We start from the raw sequence: 18,710 nt of genomic DNA on the forward strand, positions 1-18,710 counted from the left end.
CCCGCACCGGGGGATGGCGCTTGGCCCGCGCGGGCCGGACGGGGAGGACCTGAGGCGATGGTGACCAGACGCAGGATGATCGGCGCCGCCCTGGCGACCGGGGGAGGGGTCCTGCTGCTGCGCGCCACCGTGCGACCGGCCCCGGCGGACGCCGCCCACACCGCGGACGCCGCCCACACCGCGGACGCCCACGACGCCCCGGGCCACGACGCCCCGGCGCACGACGCCTCGGCGCACGGCACCGCCGCCGACCCGGGCCCCGACGCCGGCCCCGCCCTGGCCCCCAAGTTCGCCGTCGCCATGCCGCTGGCCCCGGTGCTGAGCCCGGTCTCCACCGACGGCGGCACCGACACCTACGCCGTCACCATGCTCAGGTCCTTCGCCCGCGTCCTGCCCGGGCACCGCACCGAAGTCCTCACCTACAACGGCGCCTTCCCCGGCCCCGTCATCCGCGCCCGCTCCGGACGCCCCGTCGTGGTGCGCCAGACCAACCTGCTCGACGACCCGGTCTCCGTCCACCTGCACGGCGCCGCCGTGCCCGCCGACTCCGACGGCGGCCCGATGAACCTCCTGGACGCCGGCGCCCAGCGCACCTACCGCTACCCCAACGACCAGCCCCACGCGAACCTGTGGTTCCACGACCACGCCCACCACGCCGAGTCCGAGCACGTCTTCCGCGGCCTGTCCGGCACCTACCTGCTCACCGACGCCACCGAGTCCGACCTGCCGCTGCCCGCGGGCCGCTACGACCTGCCCATCGCCCTGCGCGACGCCCGCTTCGACGCCGCCGCCCGCCTGGTCTACCGCATGGACGACCCCGAGGGCCGCGCCACCATCCTCGCCAACGGCCGCCCCTGGCCCAAGGTCGAGGTCGCCGCCCGCAAGTACCGGCTGCGCCTGCTCAACTCCTCCAACCTGCGCTTCTTCTCCCTGCGCCTGGCCGACGGCGGCCCCATCACCTGGATCGGCTCCGACGGCGGCCTGCTGGAACGCCCCCACACCACCGACACCGTCGACCTCTCCCCCGGGGAGCGCGCCGACGTCGTCATCGACTTCTCCCGCTACCCGGTGGGCTCCAGCGTCGTCCTCACCAACTCCATGCCCCCCGGACCGGCCGAACACATCGGCGTCGTCCTGCGCTTCGACATCACCCGCGCCGCCCACGACCCCAGCTCCGTGCCCGAGCGGCTGCGCACCCTGCCCGCCCTGCCCGCCGAGGTGGCCCGCGAGCGCTCCGTCGTCCTCACCGTCGACGAGACCCCCGGGGCCGCCCCGCGCGGCATGATCGACGGCAAGGTCTACGACCCGAACCGGGTGGACGCGGCCGTCGCCTTCGGCACCTCCGAGATCTGGACCGTCTCCAACGGCAACAAGGACACCCCGCACAACTTCCACCTGCACCTGGTGCAGTTCCGCGTCCTGGCCCGCAACGGGCAGCCGCCCGGCCCCGAGGAGGGCGGCCTCAAGGACACCGTGCGCCTGCTTCCCGGCGAGAGCGTGCGCCTGCAGGCCGTCTTCGACTCCTACCGCGGCCGCTACCCCTACCACTGCCACCTGCTGGACCACTCCGCGATGGGCATGATGGCCCAGTTCGAGGTCGGCTAGAACGTACGGCCCCAGGGGCCCCCGCCCGGCGCGGGATCCCCGGGGCCGTACGCGTCAGGCGCCGTGGACGCCCTGGCCGGGCGTCAGGACCCCCGCCGGGCCGAAGCGCCTGGCCCGCTCCACCCGCTCCCACCGGCCCTCCTCCCCGTCCAGGGCCCACCGGTCGCACAGCAGCGCCCGCACCCGCGCCCGCGCCCGCAGCACCGGGCCCTCGTGCGGACGGCCCGTCACCGCCCGCCCGCCTGGCCCAGCCGGCGCTCGATCTCCTTCAGCTGCGCCACCGGGTACTCCCACATCCGGCGCTGGTAGGCGGGGGCGTCGGCGGGGATGCGCGTACTGGCGGCCCGCGCCTCCTCCAGCAGCGCCTCCCGCGCCCCGGGCCGGCGCGCCGCCCGGGCGCTGACCTCGGCCAGGTCCCGCAGGACGTAGGCCAGCCGGTACGCGTGGATGCCGGGGCTGACCGCGAACAGGATCCGGTAGACCCGCATGCCCTCCTCGCCCTCCAGGATCCGGTCGTTGTGGCCCATCAGCGTGATCCGCGCCTTCAGCACCAGGTCCGCGTGCACGTTCATGTCCCGTGTCCCCCTTCGTCGTTGCTCCCGTACGCACCCCCGCCCCCCCGGGCGCCCGGGCCGCGCCGCGGCGCGCACCGGGGCACGGCGGCGCGCCGCACCGGCCGCCCGGGAAGGCGGGCGGCGGCGCGCAGGCCGTCGAGGGGGAGTGGGTGTTGCACGAGTGTGCGGCGCGCGCACCGGCCGCGGCAAGGCGCAGGAAGGGTGTGCTGGGTCCTACCGAACCCTGGCCTGACCTGGCAGGATTGGGGTCGGCACCCTCCGGGGCCGGGGGGCGGAAAACCGGTTGCGCCCCACAGGGCGCGTGCGGCACGCTGATCGCGCAACGACCCCGGCGCGGTGAACACACCGGCGCCGTGGACACGTTGACGCAGTGCACGGGAAAGGGGAGCGCGCCATGGACACCAGCGGCAGTCGCCATCGCCCCGGCCCGCGCGCGTTCGGCTATCGCCCGGCGCGCTGAGCCCCCCGAGCGTCCCCTCTCCCGGCCGCGCGCCCTTCTGCGCCGCGGCCCGGGGCGTCGACGCGCCCCGGGCGAGCCGGGCACCGGAGAGCCCAAGGGCCTGTAAAGCCCCCGCTGCGGCTGTGGCGGTTCGAATCCGCCCTCGCCCACCCGCCGCGACACCCCAACCGCGACACCCACCGCAACACCCCGCTTAGCCGCCCCGCAGGTGGCCCAGTGGGCCCGTGCGGAATTGGCCCGGCACGTCCGGTCAATTCCGCACTACCGTAGGCACCATGACAACCGGAACCACCGCCACCGACCAGCCCGTGTCCCTCGCCCAGGCGCCGCTGCGCCAGGCCCGCAACTCCGCCGCCTTCTGGGCCGCCACCGGCCTCAGCCGCGGGCACGAGGTCATCCGGCGCCGAGGCTTCCTCGCCGTCGACGGCGGCGCGCGCGCCGGCCTGCGGATCCTGATCCAGGAGAGCGACCTCGACGCCGGCGAGGTCGCCGAGCTGAGCGAGCTGGCCCGCCGGGCCACGGGCCCGGTCAACGCCGAGGACCCGTTCGGCTCCACCGACCTGAGCCACCTGGACCTGCGCAGCTGGCAGATGCCCGTCATGCTGCGCCCGCCCGTGTCCGCGTCCGCGTCCGCGTCCGCGCCCGTGCCGGGCGGCGCCCCTGCCGTGGACGTGGTCCGGGTCGAGCGGGCCGAGGACCTCCAGGCCGCCGAGCTGGCCGTGATCGAGGGCTTCGAGCTGACCGCCTTCGAGCCCTACCGCCCCGGCGAGCTGTTCCCGGCGGCGCTGATCGCCCACCCCGGCGTGGACGTCTTCCTCGCCCGGCAGGACGGAGCGCCCGCCGGGGCCTGCGTCAGGGTCGTGGACGACGGCCTGGCCAGCCACTACTGGGTCGCCACGGCGCCGGCGTTCCGCTCGCGCGGCGTGGGCCGGGCCGTCATGCGCGCCTCCCTCGCCGACCTGGCGCAGCTGCCGGCCACCCTCACCGCCTCGAAGCTGGGCCGCCCGCTGTACGAGTCGCTGGGCTACAGCGTCGCCTCGCCCTCCACCTGGTGGGCCTCGCGCTGAACCCCGCCGCCCCGCCGGGCCCGCCGCCCCGCCGGGCCGGGCCGCGATCGAGGCGCCGGCGGCCACCGGCCCGTTCGCGCGCCCGGGGCGGGCCGAGTACCGGGTGACCGAGTGCGTGGCCACCGCCACCGCCCCGGCGCTCCAGGCGTACCGCCGGCCCCAGCCCGCCTCCTGAGCCCCCGCCGTGCCCGCCCGCGTGCCCCGGACCCGCCCGTACGGTTCGGGGCACGGTCGCGTTCTGGCTACGATCGGTGAGCGCGGGGCGAGGACGTAACGCGAGTATCGACGCGAGTTTCGTGGATTCGGCGGGAGTGGACGGATGGCACACGCACGGGCCGGGCAGCCGGCGCAGCCCGAGGACCTGGTGGACGTGGCACGGCTGGTGACGGCGTACTACGCGCTGCGCCCGGACCCCCAGGAGGTGGCGCAGCGGGTCGCGTTCGGGACCTCGGGGCACCGCGGCTCCTCGCTGGACGCGGCCTTCAACGAGGACCACATCGCCGCGACCACGCAGGCGATCTGCGAGTACCGGGCCGAACAGGGCGTCGCGGGCCCGCTGTTCCTGGGCGCGGACACCCACGCGCTGTCCGAGCCGGCGAAGGCGACGGCGCTGGAGGTGCTGGCCGCCAACGGCGTGCAGGTGCTGATCGACGCCGCCGACGGCTACACCCCCACCCCGGCGGTCTCGCACGCGATCCTGGCCCACAACCGGCGCAGCCCCCGGGCGCTGGCGGACGGCATCGTGGTCACCCCCTCGCACAACCCGCCGCGCGACGGCGGCTTCAAGTACAACCCGCCCAGCGGCGGCCCGGCCGGCTCACAGGCCACCGGCTGGATCCAGGACCGCGCCAACGAGCTGATCCGCGAGGGCCTGCGCGGGGTCAAGAAGGTCCCCTACGCGCGGGCGCTGGCCGCGGCCACCACCGGGCGCCACGACTACCTGGGCGCCTACGTCGAGGACCTGCCCTCGGCGCTGGACCTGGACGCGGTGCGCTCCGCGGGGCTGCGCATCGGCGCGGACCCGCTGGGCGGGGCGTCGGTGGCCTACTGGGGGTGCATCGCCGAGGCCCACCGCCTGGACCTGACCGTCGTCAACCCGGTGACCGACCCGACCTGGCGGTTCATGACGCTGGACTGGGACGGCAGGATCCGCATGGACTGCTCCTCCCCGGCCGCGATGGCCTCCCTGATCGGCCGCAAGGACGAGTACGCCGTCGCCACCGGCAACGACGCCGACGCCGACCGGCACGGCATCGTCACCCCCGACGGCGGCCTGATGAACCCCAACCACTACCTGGCGGTCGCGGTCGACTACCTCTACCGCCACCGCGCCGACTGGCCCGGGGACGCCGCCGTCGGCAAGACCCTGGTCTCCTCCTCGATGCTCGACCGGGTCGCCGCCGACCTGGGCCGCACCCTGACGGAGGTCCCGGTCGGCTTCAAGTGGTTCGTCGACGGCCTGCTGGAGGGCTCCATCGCCTTCGGCGGCGAGGAGAGCGCCGGCGCCTCCTTCCTGCGCCGTGACGGCGGGGTGTGGACCACTGACAAGGACGGCATCCTGCTGGCCCTGCTCGCCGCCGAGATCACCGCCGTCACCGGCGCCACGCCCAGCGCGTACTACCGCGACCTGACCGCCCGTCACGGCGCCCCCGCCTACGCCCGCGTCGACGCCCCCGCCGACCGCGAGCAGAAGGCCCGCCTGGCCCGCCTGGCCCCCGAGCAGGTCACGGCCGGCGAACTGGCCGGAGAGAAGATCACCGCGGTGCTCTCCCACGCGCCCGGCAACGGGGCGGCCATCGGCGGCCTCAAGGTGTGCACCGACAACGCCTGGTTCGCCGCCCGGCCCTCGGGCACGGAGGACGTGTACAAGATCTACGCCGAGTCCTTCCTGGGCGCCGGGCACCTGGGCCGGGTGCAGGAGGAGGCCCGCGCCCTGGTCGGCGAGGTCCTCGGGGGCTGAGGCGCCGACGCCCCGACCGCCCCGGTGCGCGGCCGGGGCCGGGGTCGCGAACCCCGGCCCCCGCCGCGGCCGTCGGGCGCGGGCCGCCCGTACGGCCCGTGGTGCAGGCCCGTGGTGCAGGCCCGTGGTGCAGGCCCCCGCGTGCGGCCGTCCGGCCCGCGGCGCCGCCGCCTCAGGCCCGGGGCGGCGCCCCGGCCCCCGTCCCGGCGCCGGCCCCGACCCGGACTCCGGTCTCAACCTCGGCCTTAGCGTGAGACTTCGTCCCGCTGCCGGCCCGCGCCCCCGCGCCCGGGCGCCGGTCGCGGGTGGTGGCCGCCGCCGTCGCGCACGCCACCAGTGCCAGCACCGCCGCCGCCAGCGGGAACCAGCGGGTGCCCAGCACCGCGATCGCCGCCGACCCCGCCACACCCCCGGCCGCCGTCCCCAGGTACAGGGCGCTGCTGTTCAGCGAGATCAGCAGCGGCGCGTTCGCCGGGTCGATCGAGGCCAGCCGGTGCGGCAGCGCCACCGACACCGCCCACCCCGCCAGCGGCACCACCGCCGCGTACGCCAGCGCCCCCGGCATGCTGCGCCCCAGCCACGGCAGCGCGGCGAAGGCGCAGGCGGCCACGGCGGAGCCGGCCAGCAGCACGGTGCGCACCCCGGCGCGGTCGACCAGGCGCCCGCCCAGCCAGCTGCCGGCCACCGACAGCACGCCGGTGGTGAGCAGGATGAGGCTGAGCCTGTCGGCGTCGCCGCCGGTGGCGCCGGCCACGGCGGTGGCGAGGTAGATGTAGACGCTCTGGAAGGCCAGGAAGAAGGCGAGGGTGGTGGCGGCGGCGCCGAGCACCCGGCGTGCGCCCAGCGGGGCCAGGCGGGCGGCCAGGGTGGTGGCGGCGGCGGGGGCGGGCAGGTCGCGCAGCAGGACGGCGAGTCCGGCGAGTGCGGCCAGGCCGAGCGCGGTGACCAGCCACATCGTCAGCCGCCAGTCGGAGCGCCCGACCCAGGTGCCCAGCGGCACGCCCAGCGCGGTGGCCGCCGTCATGCCGCCCAGCACGGTGGCCAGGGCCCGTCCGCGCCGCTCGGGGGCGACCAGGGCGGTGGCCACCGCGTTGGCGGTGGGGGTGTAGAGGGCGGCGCCGGCGGCGGCCAGCACCCGGGTGGCCAGCAGCAGCCCGTAGTCGGGGGCGAGGGCGCTGAGGGCGTTGGCGGCGCTGAAGACGGCGAGCGCGGTCAGCAGCAGGTGCCGGCGCGGCCAGCGGGCGGTGGCGGCGGCCAGCGGCGGGGCCAGCAGGGCGTAGCCGAGCGCGAAGACGGTGACCAGCTGGCCGGCGGCGCCCACCGACACGTCCAGGTCGGCGGCCACCGGGCCGAGGATGCCGGCCACCACCATCGAGTCGGTGCCCATGGCGAAGGTGCCGAGGGCGAGCAGGAGCAGGCGTACGGGCACGGTGGAGCCCCCCGGGGCGATCGTGTTGACTGTTGGACGGAGATAAAACAGTTTGACGCTCGCCAAACAATCAGGGATTGGTGGATGATTGTCAAACCATTCCCGCCGCCGCCCGCCCCGGGCGGGACCCGAGGACCGGAGCCGGACCCATGACCGACGACGAGCGGCTGCCCCAGCCCCCCACCGCCGACATCGACCTCGTCACGGTCCTGCACGCCCTCGGCGACCCCGTGCGCATGCGCCTGCTGCTCAGCTACGCCGACGGCGCCGAACACTCCTGCGCCCCCCGCGACCTGGGCCTGGACCACCTCCACAAGTCGACCGTCTCCCACCACATGCGCGTCCTGCGCGAAGCCGGCGTCACCACCACCCGCGTCGCCGGGCGCAACCGCTTCGTCAGCCTGCGCCGCACCGACCTCGACGCCCGCTTCCCCGGCCTGCTCGACGCCCTCCTCGCCTCCGCCCCGGACCCCGACCTGCTCCCGCCCCCGGCCCCGGTCCCGGCCTGAGGGACCGCGCCCGGGACGGCCCCGCCCGCCGCGTACGGTTGGGGCGACCGCAGGGAGAACGGGAAGGACGGTCCATGCCGATCAGGGGCGTGCTCTTCGACGTCGACGACACCTTGTTCGACTACACCCGCTCGGAGGAGACGGGCATCCTCGCCCACCTGCGGGACCTCGGCCTGCTGGAGCGCTTCCCCACCCCGCAGGCGGCCCTGAGCCTGTGGCGCGGCGTCATGGAGCACCAGTACGCCCGCTACCTCGCCCGGGAGGTCACCTTCCGCGGCCAACAGCTCGAACGCACCCGCCAGTTCCTCGCCCGCCTCGGCCAGGACGGCGCCGAACACCTCACCGACGAACAGGCCGGCGCCTGGTTCGCCGGCTACGCCGCCCACCGCGACACCGCCTGGAGCGCCTTCCCCGACGCCGCACCCGCCCTGCGCCGCCTCGCCCCCCACTACCGCCTGGGCATCGTCTCCAACTCCGACACCGAGCACCAGCTGCGCAAACTGCGCGCCATCGGCCTGCTCGAGCACTTCGGCGACGTCATCGTCTGCTCCGACCAGCACGGCGAGGCCAAACCCGCCCCCGGCATCTTCCACGCCGCCTGCACCGCCCTGGGCCTGCCCCCGCACGAAGTCGCCTACGTCGGCGACAACTACGCCCTCGACGCCGAAGGCGCCCGCGCCGCCGGCCTGCACGCCTTCTGGCTCGACCGCGCCGCCACCCCCGCCCCCGCCGCCGAGGGCATCCACGTGATCCACACCCTGCACGCCCTCGCCCAGGCCCTGCCCACCCCGCCCCTGCCCACCCCGCCCCCGCGGCCCTGCGACCACCCCCTCGCCCCGGCCGGCGGACACGACGGCCCGCCGGGCGCGGTCCCCGACCCCCGATGACCCGGCCCGCCGCACGGGAAGCCGGCCGGGTCAGGCGCCGAAGAGGGCGCGGCAGGCGGGGGTGAGGCCGGTAACGGCGACCGGGACGGGTGGGCCCTGCCAGTGGTCGCGGGACAGGCGCAGGCGCTGGGACTCCACGACCTCGCCGTCCAGCACGTCGCGGGTGATGCCGTCGAGCCGGTAGCCGAGCTTGCGGGAGACCGCCAGCGAGGAGTGGTTGTCGGCGAAGGACACCGACGTCGCCGAGACCGCGCCCAGCTCCGCGAACGCCAGGTGGAGCATCGCGGCGCGCATCTCGGTGCCCAGGCCCCGGCCCTGGTGCTCCATGCCCACCCACGAGCCGGAGGCGATCTCGCGCCGCACCGCGAACTCCTGGCCCCGCATGTCCTGCACGCCCACCGGCCGCCCCTGGTGGAAGGCCACCAGGTCCAGGGCCCAGCGCTGCGCCGTCCAGCGCCCCATCCGCCGCCAGTGCATCTGCAGGACGTGCCGGGCGCGTTCGGCGGGCGGCAGCGCGCCCCACGGGGTGAGGAAGGGCCGTTCGGTCGGCGGGTGGATGCCGCGCGCGGCGAGGTCCGCGACCTCGCAGAGCTCGTCCTCGGCGGGCAGGCGCAGCTCCAGGCGGGGTGTGGTGACGCGCAGGCCCTTCAGCGGCCAGTGGTCGGTGATCATCGGGACAGTGTGCCGGGGCCGGCCGCCGCCCGCACCCGCGTTTCTCCGCACCGGCGCCCGCTCGCCGCCCGCTGCGCCGCCGGCCCCGCCACCGCGCGCCCGGTCCGCGCGGGGCCGCCCGGGTCGGGCGCCGGGGCCCGGCGGCTCAGGCCCCGGCGAAGGCGGCGATGTCCGCCAGCGGCGGGTGGTAGCCGTCGGTGGTGTCCACGTGCAGCTGCGGCACGGGCAGCGACAGCGGGGTGAAGTCGTCCAGCAGGTTGCCCGGCCCGGGCGGGGCGGCGAGCAGGGCGCGGTCGGCGTGGGCGGCGCGGTGGCCGCCGGCGGCCAGGCGTTCGGCGATGCGGCGCCGGGCCAGGTCCGGGTCCACCCGGCAGTGCACGACGCGCAGCCGGGTGCGGGCGGCGAGCGGTTCCAGGCCGGGGCGCCAGAGGCGGTCCTGGTAGGCGGCCTCGGCGACCACGCTGACCCCGGCGTCCACCAGCACGCCCAGCACGGCGAAGAAGGCGTCGCGCACCGCCAGGTCGGGGGAGGGCGTACGGGTGCCCGCGTGCAGCAGGCCCTCCTTGACCTCGTCCCGGACGAGCGCCGGGCAGCCGACGGCCCGGGCCAGGGCGTGCGCCAGCGTCGTCTTGCCGCTGCCCGGCCCGCCGCTCACCACGATCAGCACCGTCCGCCTCCCGTCCACCGCGCCCGTGCCGTCCGCCCGTCGGGGCTTCGTACCCGAAACCTACGGCGCCCGGGGCCCGTCGGGCCCGGGAACGGACCGACCCGCCCCGGCGGCGCGCAGCCGCACGGGCCCCTGTCCGAGGGAGGGGAGCGTCCGGGCGTCCTCCGCGCGCCCATGCACGGGGCCCGCAGGGCGGGCGCATCGTCGTCCACCACCCGCGCACACCCGAACCTGCGCGCCGGCGCGCACCGCTGACCCCTCGTCGGACAGATGCGACAGGAGTGGGCGAGGTGCGCGGAACCGACCTGCTGATCCCGGGCATCGAGGACGGCCCCGCAGGAGGGTGGGCGGCGGGGCGCTGCGCCGCCCGGGCCGGGTTCAGGCCAGGGCGGCGGTCAGCCGCCGGGCCAGGGTGTCGTAGGGCCGGCAGTCGACCACCGGCAGGCCCAGGGCGCGGGCCCGGTCGGCGAGCCAGTGGGAGTAGCGGGCGCTGACGGCGGCGCGGGCGTCCTGGGGGCCGGCCCCGGGTTCGCGGCGGGCGTAGTTGGCGCCGATGCGCCGCGGGTCGCCCTCGTGGAGGAAGACCGCGCGCAGGCACCGGCCGTGGGCGGCGGCCTCGGCGGCGGCGCGCGCGGCGGCCGCGGGGGTGAGGTAGTCGCCTTCGACGACGGCGGGCACGTCCACGCTCAGGCGGTTGCGCACGACGCCGAGCAGGGCCTCGTCCAGGGCGTGGGCGGTGGCGATCTGCAGGTCCAGGACGCGGTCGGCGCCCAGCTGCCGTTCGGGGTCGCGGTAGGGGGCGAAGTGGTGCAGTCCGGGGTGGGTGGCCGCGGTGGTGGCGGCCTGGAGGGCGGCGACGACGTCGTCGAACTCGACCGTGAACGCGCCGCGTTCGGCGGCCAGGCGCTCGGCGGCGCGGCTCTTGCCGAGGCCGGAGGCGCCGCCGATCAGCAGGACGTCCCAGGGCCGGTGGTCGGTGTGCATACCGTCACATTAGAGGAGGCCGGTAAGCGGTTCCGGGGGCCGGCGGGCTCTGTGGGGTGGGGGAGGCGGCCCGGCGGGCGCCTTTCGGCCGGCCCCCGGCGTCCGGAAGCCGGCCCGAGGTCCGGTCCCGGTGCCGCCGCCCGCCCGCCCGCCCGCCCGTCCGTACCCGGTACGGGCGGGCGGGCGGCGGTGGACGGTCCCGGCGGGGTGGGTGCCGGCGGTGCGTCAGGGCCTCTCGCGGGCGGTGGCGCGGCGCACCGCCCAGGGCAGGGCGAACCACAGGACGGCGAAGATCAGCGCGATGACGGCGGTGATGGCCACGGCCGGCGCCGGGCCGAGGACGACGTCCAGCACCAGCAGGACGGCGCCGGTCAGGGCGCTGGCGAGCAGCAGCAGGCCGTACTGGGCGATGCGGGCGGAGACGTCGACGATGCGGGCCTTGCCGGGGTGGTGGTAGAGGCCGCGGTGCAGGGCGACGGGGGTGGCCAGGACGGCGGCGGCGACGACGGTCAGCAGCAGGACGGTGACGTAGATGTCCTGCTGGGCGTCGGAGAGTTCGGAGAAGCGCGGGGTGAAGGCGACGCCGAGCAGGAAGGCGAAGACGATCTGGACGCCGGTCTGCAGCACCCGCAGTTCCTGGAGCAGCTCCACCAGGCGGCGGTCGGCCCGCACGGCCGGGTTCTCCCAGCCCGGCGGCGGGGACGCGTCGGGGTGGTCGGGACCGGGGCCGGGGCCGGGCGGGGGAGGGGTACTCATGCGTCACATTGTGCGGCGCCGGGGGCGGGGGAGGGGGCGTCCAGGCGCCGGTGCCAGGCGGTGAGCAGGCCCTGGAGGGCGGCGGCCTCGTCGGGGGAGAGGTGGGCGAGCAGGCGGTGCTCGTTGCGCAGGTGGGCGGTGAACGCCTCGTCGATCAGGCGCAGGCCCGCGTCGGTGAGGGCGACCACGCGTGCGCGCCGGTCGTCCTCGGCGGGGCGGCGGGTGACCAGGCCGGCGCGTTCCAGGCGGTCGATCCGCTTGGTCATCGCGCCGGTGGTGACCATGGTGTGGGCGGCGAGTTCGCCGGGGGCGCGTTCGTACGGGGCGCCGGCGCGGCGCATCGCGGCGAGCACGTCGAACTCGCCCTCGCTCAGGCCGTAGCGCTGGTAGACGAGGGTCAGCTCGGCGGTCAGGCGGTCGGCGAGGCGGTGCAGGCGCCCGATCACGGCCAGCGGGGAGACGTCGAGGTCGGGGCGCTCGCGCCGCCACTGGGCCTGGATCAGCGCGACGTGGTCCGGGTGGACGCCGGCCCGGTCCTGCTGCTGGTGGTGCTCCATGGGGACATCCTACCCTTGGTAGCTTCCAGGGAAGCTATATTGTCTTCCATGGAAGCCAATACCCGGTGGGTGCTGCCGACCGCCCTCGCCCCGCTCGCCTGGGGCGCCAACTACTGGGTCACCCACGCCTACCTGCCCGCCGACCGCCCCCTGTGGGGCGCCGCCCTGCGCGCCCTGCCCGCCGGACTCCTGCTCCTCGCCCTCGCCCGCCGCCGCCCCCGCGGCCCCTGGTGGTGGCGCAGCGCCCTGCTCGGACTGCTCAACACCGCCGTCTTCTTCGTCCTGCTCTACCTCGCCTCCCAACTGCTGCCCACCAGCACCGCCGCCACCGTCATGGCCGCCTCCCCGCTCGCCATGCTCCTCACCGCCTGGGCACTGGCCGGCCAACACCCGCACCGCGCCCACCTGGCCGGGGCGGTGATCGGCCTGGGCGGGGTCGCACTCACCGTGCTCGGCGCCGCCGGCACCCCCGACCGGCGGGGCCTGGCGGCCTCGGCCGGCGCCATGCTGGTCTCCTCCGTCGGCTACGTCCTCGCCGCCCGCTGGCGCGAGGGCGCCGACCCGCTGGCCGCGACCGCCTGGCAGCTGACCGCCGGCGGCCTGCTGCTGCTCCCGCCCGCCCTCCTCGCCGAGGGCGCCCCGCCGCGGCTCGGCGGCACCGCCCTGCTCGCCTTCGGCTACGTCACCCTGGTGGCCACCGCGCTGGCCTTCGCCTGCTGGTTCGCGGGCCTGCGGCACCTGCCGGCCGGCACCGTCGGCCTGCTCGGGCTGCTCAACCCGCTGGCCGGGGTGCTGCTGGGCACCGCACTCGACGGCGACGAACTGGGCCCGCGTCAGGGGGCGGGGCTGGCACTGGTGGTCGCCGGGATCCTGCTCGGGCGGCCCCGTACAGCCCGTACGGCCCGTACGGCCGGGGCCGGGGCCGGGGTCGGGGTCGAGGCCGGGGTCGAGGGCGACGGCGCCGCCGGGCCCGCCGGCTTGCCGCGCCGGCGCGGCACGTGATCGGATGGCGGGCAGCATCGCGTGCCGGTGGCGGACCGCGCCAGGCATGGAGGTGCGGTACCGAAGGGACCGCCCACCCGTGGCCTCCCCGAACAGCAGCGGCCGAAGCGCCGCCCTCAGTCTCCAACTCTCCCAGGCCCACGGTGAACTGCGCCGCCGCCTGGCCGGCGTCCGTGCGGGACTGGGGCGTCGGACGCTTCCCGACGACTCGCTGCGCACCCACTGCCTGGCCTTCTGCACGGCTCTGACGAACCATCACCAGGGCGAGGACCAAGGCCTGTTCGCCGACCTCGTGCGGGAACGCCCCGACCTCGCGCCCACCGTCGCCAAGCTCGTCGAGGACCACGGCCTGATCACCGGCATCCTCACCCGGGTCCGCGACCTCGCCGAACGGGCCCTCGGCGGCCCCGAGGCGGACGTGGACGCGATCGGACGCGAACTCGACGGACTGGCCGCCATCATGGAGTCCCACTTCGCCTACGAGGAACGCGCCATCGGCGCCGCCCTGGACGCCGCGCCGCACATCGGGACGGGCGCCGCGGTGGAGGGCCGGCGCGGCCCCGCCCTGCGCCTGCGCAAGCCGGGGGCCCCGTGACCGCGCAAAACCCTTCGCGGACCCCGGCCCGCACTCCCTAGACTCACCACCGCGGCCGCACCCCCGAGGGTGCGGGCGACCAGACGACCGTGCCGACCGGGCAGACGACGTGAGAGGGGGCGCAGCGGCCATGCCGAAGCACAGCGCCGCCGCCCCCTCTCCCGCCTCGCGGTACGAGGTGATCCTGGTGTCCTCGCCCTTCCGGTGCCCGCTGCGCGGCCGGCACCGGAACAGCGCCGCCGCCTGAAAGCGCCCGACCTCACCGGCTCGGACCCCTTGCCGTCATCGATCTGACGGACCGTCATCCATTTTGGCAGCGGCACTGTGCCCAATCGCGCGCCCACCCGTAGCTCCACCGCCCCGAAAGGCACCCGGGCCATGCGCACCGACACCGTCGACACGAGCACCACCACCACGACCGCCATGACCGCCATGACCGCCGCGACCGCCGCGACCGCCGCGATCGCCGCCGTCCGCAACCTCGGCATCCTCGCCCACGTCGACGCCGGCAAGACCACTGTCACCGAACGGATCCTCTACCTCACCGGCACCACCCACAAGCGCGGCGAAGTCCACAACGGCACCACCGTCACCGACTTCGACCCCCAGGAACGCGACCGCGGCATCACCATCTTCGCCGCCGCCGTCAGCTGCGCCTGGGCCGGCCACCGGATCAACCTCATCGACACCCCCGGCCACGTCGACTTCGCCGACGAGGTCGAACGCTCCCTGCGCGTCCTGGACGGCGCCGTCGCCGTGTTCGACGCCGTCGCCGGCGTCGAGCCGCAGAGCGAAGCGGTGTGGCGCCAGGCCGAACGCCACGGCGTGCCCCGGATCGCCTTCGTCAACAAGCTCGACCGCGCCGGAGCCGACCTCGACACCGCCGTCGCCTCCATCCGCGAGCGCCTGCACCCCCACCCGCTCGCCGTCCACCTGCCCATCGGCACCGAGGACGCCTTCACCGGCGTCGTCGACCTCGTCCGCCTGCGCGCCCTCACCTGGGACGACGACGGCACCGCGGCCGAGGGCCCCGTCCCCGACCACCTCGCGGCCGAGACCGCCGCCCGCCGCCGCACCCTGGAGGAAGCCGTCGCCGAACTGAACCCCCAGGCCCTGGAGGAGTTCTGCGCCCATGACACCCTGACCCCCGACACCCTCACCACCGCCCTGCGCGACCTCACCCGCACCGGCGAGGCCGTCGTCGTCCTGGCCGGCTCCGCCTACCGCAACCGCGGCATCGAACCCCTCCTGGACGCCGCCGTCGCCTACCTCCCCTCACCCCTGGACACCCCGCCCGTGACCGCCGCCGACCACACCCAGCAGCGCCACCCCGACCCCGAACAGCCCCTGGCCGCCCTGGCGTTCAAGGTCACCGCCGCCCCCACCGGCCGCCTCACCTACCTGCGCCTGTACGCCGGAACCCTGCGCAAGGGCGACACCCTGCTCGACGCCGCCACCGGCCGCACCGAGCGCATCGCCCGCATCCTGCGCGTCCAGGCCGACCGCCACACCGAGACCGACCACGCCCTGGCCGGCGACATCGTCGCCGTCATCGGCCCCAAGAACGCCCGCGTCGGCGCCACCCTGTGCGACGTCGACCACCCGATCCTCCTGGAGGCACCCGTGAGCGCCGAACCCGTCGTCACCGTCGCCGTCGAGGCCCGCCGCGCCGCCGACACCGACAAGCTCACCGCCGCCCTCGCCCGCCTCACCGACGAGGACCCCTCGCTGCGCCTGGCCACCGACCCCGAGACCGGCCAGCGCACCCTGTCCGGCCTGGGCGAACTGCACCTGGAGGTCGCCGTGGAGAAGGTACGCCGCGACGCCGGCGTCGAAGCCGTCGTCGGCCGCCCCCAGGTCGCCCTGCGCGAGGCCCTGGTCGAAGGCGTCACCGGCTTCACCCACCGGCACGCCAAACAGGACGGCGGCTCCGGCCAGTTCGCCCACATCGTCCTCGACGTCCACGTCCTCGACGCCCAGGCCGCCGACACCTTCGCCTTCGCCTCCACCGTCACCGGCGGACGCGTCCCGCGCGAGTACGTCCAGGCCGTGGAGGCCGGCTGCCGCGACGCCCTCGCCGAGGGCCCGCTCGGCGGCCACCCGGTCACCGGCGTCGCCGTCACCCTCACCGACGGCCTCACCCACCCCAAGGACTCCTCCGAACTCGCCTTCCGCACCGCCGCCCGCCAGGGCCTGCGCGAGGCGCTGCGCGCATCCCGGCTGCACCTGCTGGAACCGCTCGCGGAGGTGGGCGTCACCGTGCCCGAGGACGCGCTCGGCACCGTGCTGGGAGACCTCGCCGCCCGCCGCGCCACCGTCCAGGGCACCCACCCGGGCCCGGCCGGCACCGCCCGGGTGAGCGCGCTGGTGCCGCTGGCCGAACTCTTCGGCTACGCGGGCCGCCTGCGCAGCCGCACCCAGGGCCGCGGCACCTTCACCACCCGCCCGGCCGGCTACGCCCCCGCCCCCGCGACGGCCACGGCGGCCGGCGCGACGGCCCGCTGAGGCGCGGCCCGGCCCTGCCCCCTGGTCGGGGGCGGGGCCGGGCCCCGGGCCCTGCCCGCAAGAACCACCGGGACGCCGTCGTCACCGCCGTCGTCACCGCCGGCCCCGCCGACGCGCCCCCGCCGACGCGCCCCGCCGGCGCGCCCCCGCCGAGGGCCGCTCCGGGCGCCTGTGCCGGGGCCCGGGGCGGGGAGGATGTCACAGCGCCCCGGCCTGCGCCGCCACCCACGCCGACGGGTACAGCGGGCGCCAGCCCAGGTCCCGGCGGGCGGCCGCGGTCGACACCTGCCCCTCCCACGGGTCGAACTCCGCCGCCCGGCCCGAACCCCCGGGGTGGGTGAGGCCGTTGAGGGCGTGCAGGTCCCAGGCCGTCAGCGGGGCGTCGTCCGACACGTTGTAGGTGCGGCCCTCGATACCCGGGGCCACCACCGCCCGCCACAGCGCCTGCGCCACGTCCGCGTGGTGCACCACGGCCAGGCGCTGGTGGGCCGGCCAGGACGCGGCCCAGTGCAGCGACTGCGCCAGGTGCGCATCCCCCTCGCCGTACACGAACGCCAACCGGGCCACCACCAGCGGCAGTTCGCCCTCCAGCTCGCGCAGCCCCGCCTCGGCCTCAGCCTTGGACTGCGCGTACACGCCCCACGCCGGGTGCGGGGCCGGCCGGTCCTGCTCCACGGCCGGGCGGCCCAGCCCCCGCCCGTACACCAGGTTGGTGCTGGTGTGCACGAACCGGGCCACCCCCGCCTTCGCGGCCTCCCGGCCCAGCGCGACGGCCGCGTCCCGGTTCACCGCCCACGCCTGCTCGTCCGGCACCCCGCGCAGCGCCGCCGCGACGTTCACCACCACCTCGGCGCCCTCCAGCGCCCGCGCCCGGTCGCCCGGTTCGCACAGGTCGCCGACCACCGTCTCCACCCCCTCCAGCCCCAGCGCCCGCGCCTTGGCCGCGTCCCGCACCAGCACCCGCACCGAGCCGCCCTCGGCCCCGGCCCACCGGGCCAGGCGCGGCACCAGCCGCCGCCCCACCGAACCGGTCGCGCCCGTCACCAGGATCTTCGCCATGTGTTCTTCCCCTTCAAGGAGTTGCTCTCTCCGACGACCGCCACTGTGCCCGCCCCGACCCGGCGCCGACAGAGACCCGCCGATCCAGGGACTCCCGATCCCTGGCTGAGGCCGCCGGCCCGCGTCGCCGCTGCGCGCCGCGCGCGGCGGGGGCGGGGGCGGGGGCGGGGGCGCCTTCGGGCCGAGGGCCGGAGGGTCGGGGGCGGTGCCGCCGCTCCGGGGTGCCTGCCGGCCGCGGGTCGGGGCAGTGCCGGTGCGCGGGCGGGGAGTTCGGCGGCGGGCCCCGGGGCCGTCAGCCCGCGTCGGCGCTGCGCGCCGCGCGGCGTGCCAGGTGGACGACGAGTACCGTCAGGAGCGCCGCCCCGCAGGCGTACACCGGCAGCCAGAGCGTCGTCGTGGCGGCCAGGCAGTCGTTGACGGCGTGCCGGCTCCGGTCGTCCTGCGCGGACGCCAGTGCGCCGGCGCCCTGGCCGGCGAGGCCGCCGAGGGCGGCCTGCGCCTGCAGCGCCGCATAGTCGCCCAGGCGCGCACACTGGGCGCGGGTGCCCGGCATCGGCAGCAGCCAGGACCAGCGCTGCATCGCCGGGGCCAGGACGAGGGCCGAGCACAGGCCGACGACCAGCGAGTAGGCCGCCAGGCCCCGCAGGTGGCCGAACCCCGCGCCGGGCGTGCGGGCCGGCGGGGCGGCGAAGGAGAAGACCACGGCCAGCAGCGTCATGCCGAGGTAGGTGGAGAACCACTGCCACGAACCCGAGGCGAGGGCTACCGCCAGCACCCCGGCGAGCGCCGTGCCCAGCACCCCCGCCTGCGCGCCGGCCGTCCGGGCCGGGGCACTGGGGAGGCTGCGGTCGTCCACGGTCTCTCTCCTGCCTGCGTCCGGGCCCACCAGTGTCCGGCCGCGGCCCCGCGCGGGCCGCGCCGCCATGCCGCCCGCCCCGCCCGTTCGCCCGGTTGGCGGCCGCCCGGGCTCACCGCGCTCGGCCGGCCGGTCCCGTCGTCGCGCGCGGCCCTACCGCCGGTTCGAGCAGCGACAGCGTGCGCCGGCGCGCGTCGAGGCCGGCGCGGACGCCGACCGGCATCGGCAGATTGGGGCCGGCGTGCCCGAAGTCGACGTTGCCCAGGACCGGGATGTCACGCCCGCCCAGGACGTCGAGGACGATCTCGGCCAGGGTGGGGGACGCGCCGGGCTCGAGTCCGCCGATCTCGCGCGGAACGCCCACGACCATGCCGGCGATCCGGTCGAGGATGCCGCTGTGCCGCATCACCTGCAGGTAGCTCCACACGTACGACGCGTGGCCGCCCATCCCTTGATCTTCGCAGGGAATCCCGGCCTTCAGGCCGGGCGGGAATGCGATCCCTGGCCCGGAGGCGCGGAGCGCAGTGCGCATTGTCGGTGGCGTGTGGCATGTTGATCACATCGA

The 18,710-nt window shown here is 76.7% G+C and carries 19 protein-coding genes and 1 tRNA gene; 9 read left to right on the forward strand and 11 right to left on the reverse strand.

The genetic code is table 11. The features are described 5' to 3' along the window. Nucleotides 1–57: 57 nt before the first annotated feature. The gene (locus ABTY61_RS30580) at nucleotides 58–1,605 is read left to right on the forward strand and encodes a multicopper oxidase family protein (RefSeq protein ID WP_350508344.1); all 1,548 of its coding nucleotides are present in this window, start codon (nucleotides 58–60) and stop codon (nucleotides 1,603–1,605) included. Nucleotides 1,606–1,659: 54 nt separating this feature from the next. On the opposite strand, the gene ABTY61_RS30585 is transcribed toward ABTY61_RS30580, so the two are convergent. Together ABTY61_RS30585 and ABTY61_RS30590 are read right to left on the reverse strand one after the other, a co-directional pair. After that, entirely contained in the window at nucleotides 1,660–1,836 is a 177-nt protein-coding gene (locus tag ABTY61_RS30585; protein WP_350508345.1) for a hypothetical protein, read from the reverse strand. Next, nucleotides 1,833–2,177, reverse strand: a complete 345-nt coding sequence (locus ABTY61_RS30590; RefSeq protein WP_350508346.1) for a hypothetical protein — start codon at nucleotides 2,175–2,177, stop codon at nucleotides 1,833–1,835. The genes ABTY61_RS30585 and ABTY61_RS30590 overlap by 4 nt, the downstream gene beginning before the upstream one ends. Nucleotides 2,178–2,709: 532 nt before the next feature. On the opposite strand from ABTY61_RS30590, the gene ABTY61_RS30595 reads away from it, so the two are divergent. The 3 genes from ABTY61_RS30595 (at nucleotide 2,710) to pgm (ending at nucleotide 5,667) form a co-directional block, all read left to right on the forward strand. Next, nucleotides 2,710–2,789 (forward strand) — tRNA-Tyr (locus ABTY61_RS30595). Between the two features lie 126 nt (nucleotides 2,790–2,915). Then, entirely contained in the window at nucleotides 2,916–3,707 is a 792-nt protein-coding gene (locus tag ABTY61_RS30600) for a GNAT family N-acetyltransferase (protein WP_350508347.1), read from the forward strand. A gap of 319 nt (nucleotides 3,708–4,026) precedes the next feature. Next, the gene (pgm, locus tag ABTY61_RS30605) at nucleotides 4,027–5,667 is read left to right on the forward strand and encodes a phosphoglucomutase (alpha-D-glucose-1,6-bisphosphate-dependent) (protein ID WP_350508348.1); all 1,641 of its coding nucleotides are present in this window, start codon (nucleotides 4,027–4,029) and stop codon (nucleotides 5,665–5,667) included. A gap of 172 nt (nucleotides 5,668–5,839) precedes the next feature. Here the strand turns inward: pgm and ABTY61_RS30610 are convergent, their stop codons facing one another. Continuing rightward, nucleotides 5,840–7,096, reverse strand: coding sequence for an MFS transporter (locus tag ABTY61_RS30610; protein ID WP_350508349.1), 1,257 nt, complete (start codon nucleotides 7,094–7,096; stop codon nucleotides 5,840–5,842). Nucleotides 7,097–7,245: 149 nt separating this feature from the next. Here ABTY61_RS30610 and ABTY61_RS30615 point away from each other — a divergent pair, with 149 nt between their 5' ends. Continuing rightward, nucleotides 7,246–7,605: an ArsR/SmtB family transcription factor gene (locus ABTY61_RS30615; RefSeq protein ID WP_350508350.1), complete on the forward strand. Its 360-nt coding sequence runs from the start codon at nucleotides 7,246–7,248 to the stop codon at nucleotides 7,603–7,605. Nucleotides 7,606–7,679: 74 nt separating this feature from the next. Next, nucleotides 7,680–8,492, forward strand: a complete 813-nt coding sequence (locus tag ABTY61_RS30620; RefSeq protein WP_350508351.1) for an HAD family hydrolase — start codon at nucleotides 7,680–7,682, stop codon at nucleotides 8,490–8,492. A gap of 30 nt (nucleotides 8,493–8,522) precedes the next feature. Here the strand turns inward: ABTY61_RS30620 and ABTY61_RS30625 are convergent, their stop codons facing one another. From ABTY61_RS30625 to ABTY61_RS30645, 5 genes are all read right to left on the reverse strand, one after another. After that, nucleotides 8,523–9,164, reverse strand: coding sequence for a GNAT family N-acetyltransferase (locus tag ABTY61_RS30625; protein ID WP_350508352.1), 642 nt, complete (start codon nucleotides 9,162–9,164; stop codon nucleotides 8,523–8,525). Nucleotides 9,165–9,309: 145 nt separating this feature from the next. Then, on the reverse strand, nucleotides 9,310–9,849 hold the full coding sequence (locus ABTY61_RS30630) for a P-loop nucleotide/nucleoside kinase family protein (protein WP_502895456.1): 540 nt from the start codon (nucleotides 9,847–9,849) through the stop codon (nucleotides 9,310–9,312). A gap of 360 nt (nucleotides 9,850–10,209) precedes the next feature. Further along, complete coding sequence (locus ABTY61_RS30635; RefSeq protein ID WP_350508354.1) at nucleotides 10,210–10,815, reverse strand: AAA family ATPase; 606 nt, start codon at nucleotides 10,813–10,815, stop codon at nucleotides 10,210–10,212. 225 nt (nucleotides 10,816–11,040) lie between these two features. Then, nucleotides 11,041–11,571: a DUF6328 family protein gene (locus ABTY61_RS30640; RefSeq protein ID WP_350508355.1), complete on the reverse strand. Its 531-nt coding sequence runs from the start codon at nucleotides 11,569–11,571 to the stop codon at nucleotides 11,041–11,043. After that, nucleotides 11,568–12,128: a MarR family winged helix-turn-helix transcriptional regulator gene (locus ABTY61_RS30645; protein ID WP_350508356.1), complete on the reverse strand. Its 561-nt coding sequence runs from the start codon at nucleotides 12,126–12,128 to the stop codon at nucleotides 11,568–11,570. The genes ABTY61_RS30640 and ABTY61_RS30645 overlap by 4 nt, the downstream gene beginning before the upstream one ends. A 48-nt stretch (nucleotides 12,129–12,176) precedes the next feature. Between ABTY61_RS30645 and ABTY61_RS30650 the strand changes: the two genes are divergently transcribed. The 3 genes from ABTY61_RS30650 to fusA all read left to right on the forward strand — a co-directional run bounded on the left by ABTY61_RS30650 (nucleotide 12,177) and on the right by fusA (nucleotide 16,230). Next, nucleotides 12,177–13,130, forward strand: coding sequence for a DMT family transporter (locus ABTY61_RS30650; RefSeq protein WP_350508357.1), 954 nt, complete (start codon nucleotides 12,177–12,179; stop codon nucleotides 13,128–13,130). A gap of 79 nt (nucleotides 13,131–13,209) precedes the next feature. After that, nucleotides 13,210–13,725, forward strand: a complete 516-nt coding sequence (locus ABTY61_RS30655; protein WP_350508358.1) for a hemerythrin domain-containing protein — start codon at nucleotides 13,210–13,212, stop codon at nucleotides 13,723–13,725. Between the two features lie 432 nt (nucleotides 13,726–14,157). Next, nucleotides 14,158–16,230 carry an elongation factor G gene (fusA, locus tag ABTY61_RS30660; protein WP_350508411.1) on the forward strand — a complete coding sequence of 691 codons (2,073 nt, stop codon included), beginning with the start codon at nucleotides 14,158–14,160 and terminating at the stop codon, nucleotides 16,228–16,230. A gap of 198 nt (nucleotides 16,231–16,428) precedes the next feature. Here fusA and ABTY61_RS30665 read toward each other — a convergent pair whose 3' ends face one another. From ABTY61_RS30665 to ABTY61_RS30675, 3 genes are all read right to left on the reverse strand, one after another. Next, nucleotides 16,429–17,289 carry an NAD-dependent epimerase/dehydratase family protein gene (locus ABTY61_RS30665; RefSeq protein WP_350508359.1) on the reverse strand — a complete coding sequence of 287 codons (861 nt, stop codon included), beginning with the start codon at nucleotides 17,287–17,289 and terminating at the stop codon, nucleotides 16,429–16,431. A gap of 292 nt (nucleotides 17,290–17,581) precedes the next feature. Then, nucleotides 17,582–18,145, reverse strand: a complete 564-nt coding sequence (locus ABTY61_RS30670; protein ID WP_350508360.1) for a hypothetical protein — start codon at nucleotides 18,143–18,145, stop codon at nucleotides 17,582–17,584. 112 nt (nucleotides 18,146–18,257) lie between these two features. Further along, the gene (locus tag ABTY61_RS30675) at nucleotides 18,258–18,677 is read right to left on the reverse strand and encodes a hypothetical protein (RefSeq protein WP_350508361.1); all 420 of its coding nucleotides are present in this window, start codon (nucleotides 18,675–18,677) and stop codon (nucleotides 18,258–18,260) included. Nucleotides 18,678–18,710: the final 33 nt, after the last annotated feature.

It is taken from the genome of Kitasatospora sp. NPDC096128, assembly GCF_040303105.1.
Classification (GTDB): Bacteria; Actinomycetota; Actinomycetes; order Streptomycetales; family Streptomycetaceae; genus Kitasatospora.

What these genes read in the sequence shown, in the direction of transcription:
- ABTY61_RS30615 (WP_350508350.1), top strand. Translation starts at nt 7,246, where the DNA reads ATGACCGACGACGAGCGGCTGCCCCAGCCCCCCACCGCCGACATCGAC.
- ABTY61_RS30665 (WP_350508359.1), bottom strand. Translation starts at nt 17,289, where the DNA reads ATGGCGAAGATCCTGGTGACGGGCGCGACCGGTTCGGTGGGGCGGCGG.
- ABTY61_RS30645 (WP_350508356.1), bottom strand. Translation starts at nt 12,128, where the DNA reads ATGGAGCACCACCAGCAGCAGGACCGGGCCGGCGTCCACCCGGACCAC.
- ABTY61_RS30675 (WP_350508361.1), bottom strand. Translation starts at nt 18,677, where the DNA reads ATGCGCACTGCGCTCCGCGCCTCCGGGCCAGGGATCGCATTCCCGCCC.
- ABTY61_RS30625 (WP_350508352.1), bottom strand. Translation starts at nt 9,164, where the DNA reads ATGATCACCGACCACTGGCCGCTGAAGGGCCTGCGCGTCACCACACCC.
- ABTY61_RS30590 (WP_350508346.1), bottom strand. Translation starts at nt 2,177, where the DNA reads ATGAACGTGCACGCGGACCTGGTGCTGAAGGCGCGGATCACGCTGATG.
- ABTY61_RS30635 (WP_350508354.1), bottom strand. Translation starts at nt 10,815, where the DNA reads ATGCACACCGACCACCGGCCCTGGGACGTCCTGCTGATCGGCGGCGCC.
- ABTY61_RS30650 (WP_350508357.1), top strand. Translation starts at nt 12,177, where the DNA reads ATGGAAGCCAATACCCGGTGGGTGCTGCCGACCGCCCTCGCCCCGCTC.
- fusA (WP_350508411.1), top strand. Translation starts at nt 14,158, where the DNA reads ATGACCGCCGCGACCGCCGCGACCGCCGCGATCGCCGCCGTCCGCAAC.
- ABTY61_RS30620 (WP_350508351.1), top strand. Translation starts at nt 7,680, where the DNA reads ATGCCGATCAGGGGCGTGCTCTTCGACGTCGACGACACCTTGTTCGAC.
- pgm (WP_350508348.1), top strand. Translation starts at nt 4,027, where the DNA reads ATGGCACACGCACGGGCCGGGCAGCCGGCGCAGCCCGAGGACCTGGTG.
- ABTY61_RS30640 (WP_350508355.1), bottom strand. Translation starts at nt 11,571, where the DNA reads ATGAGTACCCCTCCCCCGCCCGGCCCCGGCCCCGGTCCCGACCACCCC.
- ABTY61_RS30580 (WP_350508344.1), top strand. Translation starts at nt 58, where the DNA reads ATGGTGACCAGACGCAGGATGATCGGCGCCGCCCTGGCGACCGGGGGA.
- ABTY61_RS30600 (WP_350508347.1), top strand. Translation starts at nt 2,916, where the DNA reads ATGACAACCGGAACCACCGCCACCGACCAGCCCGTGTCCCTCGCCCAG.